Origin of the sequence: Marinobacter algicola DG893 (genome assembly GCF_000170835.1) — a bacterium.
Taxonomy (GTDB): Bacteria; Pseudomonadota; Gammaproteobacteria; order Pseudomonadales; family Oleiphilaceae; genus Marinobacter; species Marinobacter algicola.
Genome location: NZ_ABCP01000027.1, coordinates 1 through 13,152, shown reverse-complemented (window position 1 = coordinate 13,152; position 13,152 = coordinate 1). Strand labels below are relative to the sequence as shown.

Here is a 13,152-nt window from a genome sequence, read left to right as displayed (position 1 = left end):
ATGCATGAACAAAAAAGTTTGGGGTCGAGGCTAGCGATGTTCAGAAAACTCAATGTATACGTCAGCGTGATTGCTTTTGGGTTGTTATCCGGCCTGGCCAATGCGGTCACGCTGGAAGACGTGTCGTTTTCGTCGCTGTCCGGGGATCGGGTGGAGGTGACGCTGGCGTTTGATGGCCAGCCGCCGGAGCCGACCGGGTACACCATTGAGCGACCTGCCAGGATCGCAGTGGACCTCCGGGACACGACCAGCGGCCTCGACAGTCGCAATATCTCGCTCGGGGGCGGTAACGCCCAGAGCATGACGGTTGTCGAAACCAAGGATCGCACTCGCCTGATCTTCAATCTGGCAGAGCTGGCCCCCTATGAGACGGTGCGCACCCAGAACAGCCTGGTCGTCACAATCGGTAGTCAGGGCAGTGGCGTCGCAGCCTCGAATTCGACTTCTTCCTCTACGCCAACCACAACTGCTTCGGGCGGACAGTCGGTCTCATCGGCTGGCAACGATCTGGCAGGGGTTGATTTCAGGCGAGGGCAGAATGGCGAAGGGCGTGTGATTGTGGATCTGGGTAGTGCCAATGCGTCCGTGGATTTGTCAGAACTCGGGGGCAAGATTCGCTTGACGATGGATGGTACCAGTGTGCCTGACAACCTTCGCCGCCGCCTCGACGTTACCGATTTTGCGACACCGGTAACCCGCATTGACACCTACACGGAAGATGGTAGTGCGGTTGTGGAAATCCGTCCGGAAGGTAATTACGACTACATTGCCTACCAGTCCGGTTCCCAGTTTACCGTCAGCGTGGAAAAGCTGACAGAAGAAGAAGCCGAGTCTCGTCGAGAGGAGAAGTTTCCGTACACCGGTGACAAACTCTCTCTCAACTTCCAGGATATTGAAGTTCGTTCGGTATTGCAGTTGATTGCAGACTTTACTGGTCTGAATCTTGTTGCCAGTGACACTGTCAGTGGCAGTATAACGCTGCGTTTGCAGAACGTGCCTTGGGATCAGGCTCTGGACCTGATTTTGAAGACCAAGGGGTTGGACAAACGCCAGATAGGTAACGTACTGCTGGTTGCTCCGGCTGATGAAATTGCCGCCCGTGAAAAGCTTGAGCTGGAGACGTCCAAGCAAATCGCTGAGCTTGCACCGGTTCGTCTGGATATCATTCAGGTAAACTACGCTAAGGCTGCGGATGTTGTTGCGTTGATTCAGGCGGATGAAGAACTGATTTCCTCCCGGGGATTTGTGTCTTCGGATGCGCGCACCAACACCATTAGTGTTCGTGAAACCTCGGAAAAGCTTGACGAGATTCGCCGCCTGGTTTCGACCTGGGATGTGCCGGTTCGTCAGGTTTCCATTGAAGCCCGAATTGTAAGGGCTCAGACCAATGTTGCCGAAAACCTGGGGGTTCGCTGGGGTGGTGCCGCCTATGATGTCAGGGGCGATGGCAGTGTAATCTCTGTCGGCGGCTCTCAGGGAGCTGTTGGTGAGGCTCGCGATGCGGCTAATGGTAACAACAACACCATAACTTTTCCTGGCGCTCTGGCAGTTGATCTCGGTGTTACTGGTCAGGGGGCGTCGTCTTTTGCTGTCGGTTGGGGCAGTGACGACTTCCTTGTGGATTTGGAGCTGTCCGCTCTGGAAAGCGATGGGCAGGCAGAAGTTGTCTCCCAGCCCCGTGTTGTCACAGCTGATCGCCAGACCGCCAAGATCAAGTCCGGTGAGGAGATTCCTTACCAAGAGGCCTCTTCCAGTGGAGCGACTTCGGTATCGTTCAAGGAAGCGGCTCTATCGCTCGAAGTAACGCCGCAGATTACCCCTGACGACAAGATCATCATGGATCTCGTCGTCAACCAAGATTCTCGCGGTGAGGTAACCGCCGGTATTCCGGCGATCAATACCAACGAAGTAACGACGCAGGTGTTGGTTGGAAACGGCGAAACTGTGGTCCTGGGGGGGATCTTCCAATCAGAAGTAGCTACCACAACTACCAAGACGCCTTTCCTGGGTGATATTCCTTACCTGGGCCGGCTCTTCAAGCGCACTGAGCATATTGATGAACGTAGCGAACTGTTGATCTTCATCACGCCGAAGATCATCAAGAGCGACCTGATTCAGTAATCCGGTTGCCTCCAACAAAAAAAACCGCCGTGTTTCGCACGGCGGTTTTTTGTTGGTTCATTTCCTGAAACTTATGGAAAACGTTACCCTGTGATATTCTCACGCGCCGGAATGTAGATGAGCGTAAGTTATGTCCTTGCCAAAAAGAGTTGTCCTGGTCGGCCCAATGGGTGCGGGAAAAAGCACAATTGGTCGCATGCTGGCCAAGGAGCTGGGGTATCGCTTTCTCGATTCCGATCGGATTATTGAAGAGCGGTGCGGCGCAAATATTCCCTGGATCTTCGACGTAGAAGGGGAAGACGGCTTTCGGCATCGTGAAACGGCCATGTTGGCGGAGTTGTCGGCCCACCCACAGACCGTGCTGGCGACCGGCGGTGGTGCGGTGATGAAAGACGAGAATCATGCGCATCTCAAGCGCGACTCCGTCGTGGTATACCTCAAAACCTCGATTGAACAGCAGGTTGAAAGAACGAGACGGGATCGCAATCGTCCTCTGTTGCAGAATGATGACCCCGAGGCGGTCCTTAGAAACCTGTTTGCCGTGCGGGACCCCATCTATTCGCAATTGGCCGATGTGGTCATGTTTACTGATCGCAAAAGCCCGAGGCTGGTTGTCCGGCAATTGGTGAACCGAATTAACCCGAGGACACCTCGTCACAAAAGGCAAATACGTAAGGAAGGCAGAAATCATGCGTGACTCACTGCGGGAGTTGACGGTTGAGCTGGGCGATCGAAGTTACCCAATCGTTATCGGTCAGGGACTGCTGGGTAGCTACGATCTGAGTTCCTTTGTCTCTGGCTCTCAGGTCATGATCGTCACCAACGAAACGGTTGCGCCCTTGTACCTTGAGTCAGCCCGCGCCTGTTTTCCCGGAAAGCAAGTCGATACGGTTGTGCTTCCGGACGGTGAAAAATACAAGGATTGGCAGACGCTGAACCGTATCTTCGACGGTTTACTGGAGAAGCGTCATTCCCGCAAAACCACGCTTGTTGCATTAGGAGGTGGCGTGATCGGAGATATGACCGGGTTTGCAGCCGCTTCCTACCAGCGCGGTGTCTCTTTTATCCAGATCCCGACGACATTGTTGTCGCAGGTGGACTCCTCAGTCGGCGGAAAAACCGGCATCAATCACCCGTTGGGCAAGAATATGATCGGTGCCTTCCATCAACCGGAAGTCGTACTGATCGATACCGACAGCCTGAGAAGCCTTTCTCCGCGGGAAGTGTCCGCAGGCCTGGCTGAAATCATCAAATACGGCCTGATTCGGGACACCGATTTTCTCGCTTGGCTGGAGCAGGAAATTACGTCGCTCATTGATCTCGAAACAGCAGCCCTGGTGGAAGCGATCTATCGCTCATGCGCCTGTAAGGCGGACGTTGTTGCGAAGGATGAAAGGGAAGGCGGGTTGCGAGCGATACTCAACCTGGGGCACACGTTTGGTCATGCCATCGAGACGTTTGCTGGATACGGCAATTGGCTGCACGGCGAGGCTGTTGGTACCGGCATGATGATGGCTGCGGATCTGTCCTTGCGCCAGGGCATGATAACGGAAGAAGACCGTGCCAGGGTGGTATGCATTATCGAGCGGGCCAAGCTTCCGGGACTGGCACCGGTGGGTATGTCCCCCGACGATTTTTTGCGATTGATGGCGGTCGACAAGAAGAATGTGGATGGCTCGCTACGTCTGGTTCTCCTACGCAGGCTCGGGGATGCTGTGGTGACGGATGCGGTGGATATGCGAGAACTGGATGCCACGCTTCGGGTCTTTTGCAGCGAAGTCTGAACAGGTATTGATCTGGGATAAAGCAGGGAATGACGGTGAACAACGAAGGGCTCAATAGTCATGACGGTGGTGGTTTGTTTCCACGACTCCAGGAGCGTTATGGGTTAAGGGCCGATCCGTTGGATATGGAAACGCCCTTCTTTCCGGATGCCTCTCGCCACCATGCCTTGGAAACGCTTCGCCATCTCTGTGGCTTTGGTGACCTCGCTTTGCTTCTCACTGGTGATGTGGGGGCGGGCAAAAGTCGGTTGCTTGCCGAGCTGGTGAAAAGTGAGTCTTCCCGTCTCGATTTTCATCGGGTATCGGCTGCGGCATTGACGAGTACGCAGGCGCTGTCACGGGCGCTGCTCGGTATTGCGCACAAGGGGTTGAACCCTGGCGAAGGTGCGCGTGACGCTATTTACGGCTTTTTCCGATGGTCTGAAATCAGGGCCCGGAAGGGTCAGAGGATGGTTCTGCTGATCGATGATGCGGATCGTGCCCCAGCCGAGCTGCTGAGACTGTTGTTTTCTGCCTTTGAGGCCGCGGACCGATCTGCGGCGGCGGTTCCTGTGTTCAGTGGCAGCGGGCGATTGATCGAGATGCTCGGGTTGTCAGGGGATGGTGCAGGTGTGCATCAGATTCATCTGCGTCCGCTGACAAAAGAAGAAGTCGCCGCTTATCTCGAGCCCCGAATTCACCGCGCTGGAGGCAAGTCCAAGGAGTTGTTGTCGCCAGCGAGGTTGTCACAATTGCATAATTTGAGTCAGGGGAGTTTTTCCCGTCTCAAGCGTGTTACACCTGCCGTATGGTTGGATATGGCATCGACAGGAAATGCTGCCAAACGGACCTTTTCGGTGCCGATTAATCTGCGTTGGCCCGCGCTGGCCCTGGTCATGCTTGTTGGTTCCTGGTGGCTTGTATCCCAACAATATGACGACTCTGTTGCAAGGGAGCAGTCAGAACCTGAGCCGAAAACCGTACGCAAAAGCATCACCATCGGCCCTGACAGCGCGGATATTGAGCCGATTGAGACCGACACAGGATTGTCGGAGCCAGTCGTCGAGCCAAAGTTGCCAGCGGTGGATGAATCTGATCAGGCTGTTCCAGAGCCAGAGCCAGAGCCAGAGCCAGAGCCAGAGCCAGAGCCAGAGCCAGAGCCAGAGCCAGAGCCAGAGCCAGAGCCAGAGCCAGAGCCAGAGCCAGAGCCAGAGCCAGACTTTGCCCCCTCCCGTCCATCTGCATTTATGAATCTTGAGAGCGTACGGCAGCGTGAAGGCTGGACAGTTCAGTTAATTGCCGGGAATCAGGAACAAACGGTGCTGAATTTGATGGATCGGCATCGGTCCATTTCCGGTATACTCTACACTTATACTCAAAGGCAGGGGCAGGACTGGTTTGTTGGCTTCTACGGCGAGTTTTCCTCGCGCGATGAGGCCCGAAAAGCGGTTGAGCGCCTTCCCCAGGCCCTGCGGGACCAGTCTCCCTGGATCAGGCGATCACGCGATTTCTGACTTTCTTCGCCTGCCTGTATTCTTGTTTTATTCTATAAAAACAACAACCTAAGCTCCTATTTCATGATTTGTGCTGTCTGGCGCAGCGCTCGTATTGAACGTACTTGCCTCTTAAAATAAAAACGCTTTGGTTTGAGTACGTATTTCTACGCGTGTAAAATAGTCAGCCCCCATTTTCAGTGTCGAAGGGTGAGTTTATTGTCTGATTGCCAATAACCCTTTGATTGAAAAGCATTTCTACGCGAGAGAACGCTTATGATGACAGGTTTGTATCATCCCGACGAATTCAGGGACAACTGTGGCTTCGGTCTGATCGCCCATATGAAGGGCGAGGCCAGCCACAAGTTGTTGCAAACTGCCATCGAGTCACTGACCTGCATGACCCACCGTGGTGGTATCGCTGCAGACGGAAAGACCGGCGATGGTTGTGGCCTCCTGATCCAGAGCCCGGATGCCTTTTTGCGCAAGGCCGCCAAAGCAGAATTTGGCAAGGAGCCCGAAGAGCTGTTCGCTGTGGGCCAGGTATTCCTTAACCCGGATGAGAACAAGGCTTCTGCGGGCCGTGCTGCTGTTGAAAATCGCCTGACAGAGCAGGGTCTGGAAATCATGGGTTGGCGTAAGGTTCCAACCGACGACAGCTGCCTTGGGCCGATGGCGCTCGACTGTTTGCCCTGGATTGAGCAGGTGTTTGTGGTTCCCGCCGGTAAAACCGAGCAGGAATTCGCCATCGCGTTGTTTGTCGGCCGCCGCCACGCTGAGCGGGACATGGCCGATGACTCCGAATTCTATATCTGTAGCCTGTCTCATCGCACCTTGGCCTACAAAGGACTGATGATGCCGGCGGATCTGGCGAACTTCTACAAGGATCTGGGTGATCCGGACCTGCAAACCGCTATCTGTGTCTTTCACCAGCGCTTTTCTACCAATACCATGCCGCGTTGGCCGCTGGCGCAGCCTTTCCGCTATCTCGCCCACAATGGGGAAATCAACACCGTTGACGGTAACCGTAACTGGGCGATTGCCCGTGCCGCAAAATTCAGCGCACCGGAACTACCGGACCTACAGACGCTGCAGCCGCTGGTTAACCTGACGGGCTCAGATTCATCCAGCATGGACAATATGCTGGAAGTACTTCTGGCCGGTGGTGTCGACCTGTTCCGCGCCGTGAGAATGATGATTCCGCCTGCCTGGCAGAACGTGGATACCATGGATTCCGAGTTGCGGGCATTCTATGAGTACAACTCCATGCACATGGAGCCCTGGGATGGCCCCGCTGGTCTGGTTCTCTCCGACGGTCGTTATGCCGTCTGTATGCTGGACCGGAACGGCCTGCGCCCGGCTCGCTGGGTAATCACCAAAGACGACTTCATCACCCTGGCGTCCGAGATCGGCACCTATGGTTATAAGCCCGAAGATGTGGTGGCCAAGGGACGTGTCGGTCCGGGGCAAATGCTTGCTATTGATACCGAGTCCGGCGAAGTCCTGCATACGAAAGATGTGGATGATCGCCTGAAGTCGGCGCAACCCTACAAGCGCTGGCTGCGGGAGAATTCCCTACGGGTGGAGACCACGCTGAATCAGGACACGCCTGACTTCAAGCTGATGCAGTCAGACGAACTCCATATTCACCAGAAGATGTTCATGGTGTCTTATGAGGAGCGCGATCAGGTACTGCGCCCGCTGGCGGAAAACGGCCAGGAGGCAGTGGGGTCCATGGGGGACGACACGCCCATGGCAGTGTTGTCGAGCCGTGTCCGGCACGTGGCTGACTACTTCCGTCAGAAATTTGCTCAGGTGACCAACCCGGCCATAGATCCGCTCAGGGAGTCCATCGTGATGTCCCTGGAGACGTGCATTGGTGCGGAACGTAACGTGTTCGAGGAAACACCGGAGCACGCCAACCGAATCATTCTGACAACACCGGTACTGTCGCCGGCTAAGTACCTGAAGATTGCTAACAACGATCGGCCCGGATTCGAAGTCGCTCGAATCAACATGAGCTACAGCCCTGAAATGGGGCTTGAGCAGGCCGTGCGTAAAGTGTGCGACGAGGCTGAGCAGGCAGTTCGCAGTGGCAAGGTCATCCTGATCCTGACCGACAAGGACCTGAAAGAGGGGGAGCTGCCGGTCAACGCTATGATGGCAACCGGCGCCGTTCACCATCACTTGGTCAAGAAAGGCCTTCGGTGTGACTCCAACATCCTGGTTGAAACCGGTTGGGCCCGCGATCCGCACCAGTTTGCTGTGCTGTTTGGCTTTGGCGCTACCGCGGTCTATCCGTATCTGGCGTACCAGGTGCTTAACGACCTGATTCGCACCGGCGAATTGATGATGGACCCCATTGATGCGAAGAACAACTATCGCAAGGGCGTCAACAAGGGCCTGCTGAAGATTCTGTCCAAGATGGGGATCTCTACCATCACCTCCTACCGGGGGGCGCAGCTGTTTGAGGCGATTGGCCTGGCGGACGACGTAGTGGACCTGTGTTTCAAAGGTGTTCCCAGCCGTATCCAGGGCGCCGGTTTCTTTGATTTCCAGCAGGATCAGGAACAACTGGCGGCCGTGGCCTGGAAACATCGCAAGCCTATCTCCCAGGGCGGCCTGTTGAAGTATGTCCACGGCCAGGAGTACCACGCTTTCAATCCAGATGTGGTGGGTAAGCTCCAGGAAGCCGTGACCAGCGGTGATTACGGGCAGTACATGGAGTACGCCGGGCTGGTGAACGAGCGCCCGGTGTCCACGCTCAGGGATCTTCTGGGGCTTCGCAAGGACATCGAGGCGGTTGATCTGTCGGAGGTGGAGCCGGTGGAGAATATCTTCCCGCGCTTCGACTCGGCGGCAATGTCCCTGGGTGCGTTGTCTCCGGAGGCTCACGAAGCTCTCGCAGTGGCAATGAATACCTTGGGTGGTCGCTCCAACTCCGGTGAAGGCGGGGAAGATCCGGCCCGTTATGGCACGGAGAAACGTTCCAAGATCAAGCAGGTGGCATCTGGCCGCTTCGGCGTCACCGCAGAATACCTGCGCAGCGCCGACGTCATGCAGATCAAGGTGGCCCAGGGTGCCAAGCCCGGTGAGGGCGGTCAGCTACCCGGTGGCAAGGTCAATGACCTGATTGCCCGCCTGCGTTATTCGGTGCCTGGCGTGACGCTAATCTCGCCGCCACCGCACCACGATATTTATTCGATTGAGGATCTCGCGCAGTTGATCTTCGATCTGAAGCAAGTCAATCCGAGTGCACTGGTGTCGGTAAAACTGGTGTCGGAGCCTGGTGTCGGTACCATCGCTGCTGGCGTGGCCAAAGCCTACGCGGACCTTATCACCGTCTCGGGCTATGACGGTGGTACAGCAGCCAGCCCTTTGACGTCCATCCGTTACGCGGGCTCGCCCTGGGAGCTGGGTCTGAGTGAAACCCAGCAAGCGCTGCGTGCCAACGACCTGCGGGGCAAGATCCGCTTGCAGACCGATGGCGGTATCAAGACCGGTCTGGACGTGGTCAAGGGTGCCATCCTGGGCGCAGAAAGCTTCGGCTTTGGCACCACACCAATGGTGGCTCTGGGTTGTAAGTATCTGCGTATCTGTCACCTGAACAACTGTGCCACCGGGGTTGCGACCCAGAACGAGCACCTGCGGGAAGAGCACTTCAAGGGTACCGTTGAGATGGCCATGAACTTCTTCCGGTTCGTGGCGACCGAGACCCGGGAGTGGATGGCCAAGCTGGGCGTTCGCAACCTTGAGGAGCTGGTAGGGCGTGTTGATCTGTTGGAGCGCCTGCCAGGCGACACCCCACGCCAGAAGAAGCTGGATCTGACGCGTCTGTTGTCGAACGACCACATTCCGGCGGATAAGCCCAACACATGCCAGGTGGAGCGCAATCATCCGTTTGACGAAGGCAAGCTTGCTGAGCAAATGGTGAAAGACACTGCAGAGGCGATAGCCAGCAAGGCTGGTGGTACCTGGTCCTATAGGGTCACCAACTGTGACCGCTCGATTGGTGCGCGCCTGTCGGGAGAGATTGCCCAGTTACACGGCAACCAGGGCATGGTCTCGGCGCCCATCACCCTGGATCTGACTGGCACCGCCGGCCAGAGTTTCGGTGTCTGGAACGTGGGTGGGCTTAACCTGCTTCTGGAAGGCGATGCCAACGACTATGTCGGCAAAGGTATGACTGGTGGCAAACTGGTAATTCGGCCGCCATCCGGTAGTGGCTTCAAAACCCAGGATACCTCGATTGTAGGCAACACCTGCCTTTACGGCGCAACCGGTGGCAAGCTGTTTGCCGCTGGCACCGCCGGCGAGCGCTTCGGTGTTCGTAACTCCGGCGCCCATGCGGTGATAGAAGGTGTGGGCGATCACTGCTGCGAATACATGACAGGCGGCCTGATCACGGTTCTTGGCAGCACTGGCCACAACTTCGGTGCCGGCATGACGGGTGGTTTTGCCTACGTGCTGGACTTGAACAACACCTTCGTGGACAAGTACAACCATGAGCTGGTGGAGATTCAGCGGATATCCAGCGAGGAAATGGAGTCCTACCGTAATCACCTGCGCGGTGTGGTCCGCGAGCATATTTCTGAAACCGCAAGCGAGTGGGCAGAGCATATTCTTGACAATTTCGATGACTACATTGGCCGCTTCTGGCTGGTCAAACCCAAGGCGGCGAACCTTCGCAGCCTGCTGGCCAGCACCCGGGCACGTCCCGAGTAAAGGCGGTTGAAACAGGTAGAGGGCATTGCTGGAGAGGTAATGCCCACGTCGAAATTGAGTCTGATGAGAGCGTCACAATGAAAGAACGACTGAGTAACGACTTCCAGTTTGTCGAAGTAGGGCGTGTCGACCCGAAAAAAGTACCGGCAAAGAAGCGCAAAAAAGAGTTTGGTGAAATTTACCATCCATTCACTCAGGATAATGCCGCGTCGCAATCGCACCGTTGCCTTGAATGCGGCAATCCGTATTGTGAGTGGAAGTGCCCGGTACACAACTACATCCCGAACTGGCTGAAGCTGGTGTCGGAAGGCAACATCATGAGGGCAGTGGAGCTCTGTCACCAGACCAACTCTCTGCCGGAAGTCTGTGGCCGCGTTTGCCCCCAGGATCGTCTTTGTGAAGGGGCCTGTACCCTGAACGATGGCTATGGCGCAGTAACCATCGGGTCGGTGGAAAAATACATTACCGATACAGCCTTTGCTCTGGGCTGGAAGCCGGATATGTCTGCCGTCAAATGGACAGACAAAAAAGTGGCGGTGATTGGTGCCGGCCCTGCTGGCCTTGGCTGTGCCGACGTTCTGGTGCGCAATGGCGTAAAGCCGGTGGTTTTCGATATCTATCCGGAAATCGGCGGCCTGCTGACCTTCGGTATCCCTGAATTCAAGCTTGAAAAGTCTGTGATGACTCGCCGCCGCAAAGTTTTTGAGGAAATGGGCGTGGAGTTCCGTCTTTCCACTGAAGTAGGCAAAGACGTGATGATGGCGGATATCCTCGAAGAGTACGATGCTGTCTTCATGGGCATGGGAACCTACACATACATGAAAGGCGGTTTCCCGGGCGAAGATCTGCCTGGCGTTCATGATGCGCTGCCATTCCTGGTCTCGAACGTGAATCGTCGTCTTGGGTTTGAGAAAGACGCCGACGATTTCATCGACATGAAAGGCAAGCGAGTGGTTGTGCTCGGTGGCGGCGATACCGCCATGGACTGCAATCGCACCTCGATTCGTCAACAGGCAGCGAGCGTCACCTGTGCCTACCGTCGTGACGAACAGAACATGCCGGGTTCGCGTCGGGAAGTGTCCAACGCCAAGGAAGAAGGCGTTAAGTTCATGTTTAACCGTCAACCGATCGCTATTATTGGCGAAGATCGGGTTGAGGGGGTCAAGGTGGTTCAGACTCGCCTCGGCGAGCCTGACGAAAACGGCCGTCGTCGTCCGGAAGTGGTCGCTGGCAGTGAAGAAGTGATTCCGGCCGATGCGGTTCTGGTGGCTTTCGGATTCCGCCCAAGCCCGGCCGACTGGTTTGACGAGCTGAAGGTAAACACCGACGACTCTGGTCGTGTCAGCGCCCCGGAGGAAGTGGAGTTCGGCTTCCAGACCAGCAACCCCAAGATATTCGCCGGTGGCGATATGGTCCGTGGTTCGGATCTGGTCGTAACGGCTATCTGGGAGGGCCGCCAGGCGGCGGAAGGTATCATGGATTACCTGGATATCTGATAGCCTCCGGTTTTATCTGGACGAGAAGGGCGGCTTGCGGATGGCGGGCCGCCCTTTTTTATTGCCACAAACCGGGTATCATTGCCCTCCTAACTTTTGACAGACAGCAGACTGGGAATGCTATGACCGAGCTGAAAAACGACCGTTTCCTGCGTGCGCTGATGCGTCAGCCCGTTGATCGCACACCGGTATGGATGATGCGTCAGGCAGGCCGATACCTGCCAGAATACCGCGCGACCCGGGCGAAAGCCGGCGATTTTCTCAGTCTGTGCAAGAACACACCTTTGGCCTGTGAGGTCACGTTGCAGCCACTGGAGCGTTTCCCTCTGGACGCTGCCATTCTATTCTCGGACATCCTCACTATTCCTGATGCGCTGGGGCTTGGTCTGTACTTCGAAACCGGCGAAGGCCCGAAATTCCGCAACACTGTCCGTTCTGCTGCAGACGTAGCCGCGTTGCCCAAGATCAATGCGGAAGTAGACCTGGATTACGTAATGAATGCAGTGTCCACCATCCGTGGCGCGCTCAATGGCAGCGTTCCGCTAATCGGCTTCTCTGGCAGCCCCTGGACGCTTGCCACGTACATGATCGAAGGTGGTTCCTCTAAGGACTTCCGCGAGGCCAAAAAACTGATGTACGGCCAGCCGGAGGTGATGCATCAGTTGCTGGACCATTTGGCAGACTCGGTGATTGATTACCTGAACGGACAGATTCGAGCTGGCGCCCAGGCGGTCCAGATCTTCGATACCTGGGGCGGCGTGCTGAGTAGTTGGGCGTATCAGGAGTTTTCCCTCAACTACATGAAAAAAATCGTCGCCGGCCTGATTCGAGAGAACGACGGGCGTCGCGTACCCGTTATCCTGTTCACAAAGAATGGCGGCCAGTGGCTGGAGTCGATAGCGGAATCCGGTGCTGACGCGGTCGGTCTGGACTGGACAACGGACATTGGCAAAGCCCGTGCTCGCATTGGCGATCAGGTTGCCCTACAGGGCAACATGGATCCGGCCATGCTGTACGCGCCGCCTGAGCGGATTCGCCAGGAAGTGGCCGATATCCTGTCCCGCTACGGCACCGGCCCTGGCCACATCTTCAACCTCGGGCATGGCATCACCCCGGACGTTGACCCGGAGCATGCCGGGGCGTTTATCCGTGCGGTGACTGAGCTGAGTCCGGAGTATCACCTGCAAGACTGATGGTTGGGAAGTAGCGGGTCGCGAGACGCTGACAAAGACGGTTTCATCGCCGATGCCCAGGGAGCCCCGCAACTTGCGAACGTCGCTGTCGTCCACTTCCTGGAACCTCTGGTACTCAATGCCTGTTGGCTGCACGAACGTGGGGCTTTTCACGCCGATCATCCGCAGGTATTCCTCGGTAGAGTATGTGGGCACGATCACGCCGTCGCATTTGTTCGCGAAGCGCTTGATCAGCTCGTGGGAGATCAGTTGCGGAACAGATTGCCTGGCAGCGGCACGAAGTGGGCGTAGTGCTCAAGGCGGGTATGGTAGTGTATACCGCCGGCACCTTCAGCGTCGTGCCACAAACAGCCCCAGCGAT

At 56.3% G+C, this 13,152-nt stretch carries 7 protein-coding genes and 1 pseudogene; 7 read left to right on the top strand and 1 reads right to left on the bottom strand.

Annotated features, from left to right (window positions below):
- Nucleotides 1-36 precede the first annotated feature (36 nt).
- The 7 genes from MDG893_RS14760 (at nt 37) to hemE (ending at nt 12,791) form a co-directional block, all read left to right on the top strand.
- Nucleotides 37-2,121: a type IV pilus secretin PilQ gene (locus MDG893_RS14760; RefSeq protein ID WP_007154612.1), complete on the top strand. Its 2,085-nt coding sequence runs from the start codon at nt 37-39 to the stop codon at nt 2,119-2,121.
- A gap of 130 nt (nt 2,122-2,251) precedes the next feature.
- Nucleotides 2,252-2,818 carry a shikimate kinase AroK gene (aroK, locus tag MDG893_RS14755; protein WP_040474651.1) on the top strand — a complete coding sequence of 189 codons (567 nt, stop codon included), beginning with the start codon at nt 2,252-2,254 and terminating at the stop codon, nt 2,816-2,818.
- On the top strand, nt 2,811-3,905 hold the full coding sequence (aroB, locus tag MDG893_RS14750) for a 3-dehydroquinate synthase (protein ID WP_007154610.1): 1,095 nt from the start codon (nt 2,811-2,813) through the stop codon (nt 3,903-3,905). The genes aroK and aroB overlap by 8 nt, the downstream gene beginning before the upstream one ends.
- 29 nt (nt 3,906-3,934) lie before the next feature.
- Complete coding sequence (locus MDG893_RS14745; RefSeq protein ID WP_040474650.1) at nt 3,935-5,398, top strand: AAA family ATPase; 1,464 nt, start codon at nt 3,935-3,937, stop codon at nt 5,396-5,398.
- A gap of 255 nt (nt 5,399-5,653) precedes the next feature.
- On the top strand, nt 5,654-10,102 hold the full coding sequence (gene gltB, locus MDG893_RS14740) for a glutamate synthase large subunit (RefSeq protein ID WP_007154608.1): 4,449 nt from the start codon (nt 5,654-5,656) through the stop codon (nt 10,100-10,102).
- 77 nt (nt 10,103-10,179) lie between these two features.
- Complete coding sequence (locus MDG893_RS14735) at nt 10,180-11,598, top strand: glutamate synthase subunit beta (protein ID WP_007154607.1); 1,419 nt, start codon at nt 10,180-10,182, stop codon at nt 11,596-11,598.
- Between the two features lie 122 nt (nt 11,599-11,720).
- Nucleotides 11,721-12,791 carry a uroporphyrinogen decarboxylase gene (gene hemE, locus MDG893_RS14730; RefSeq protein WP_007154606.1) on the top strand — a complete coding sequence of 357 codons (1,071 nt, stop codon included), beginning with the start codon at nt 11,721-11,723 and terminating at the stop codon, nt 12,789-12,791.
- A gap of 18 nt (nt 12,792-12,809) precedes the next feature.
- Here the strand turns inward: hemE and MDG893_RS21365 are convergent.
- Nucleotides 12,810-13,152, bottom strand: a pseudogene (locus MDG893_RS21365) (glycosyltransferase); the annotation flags it as partial.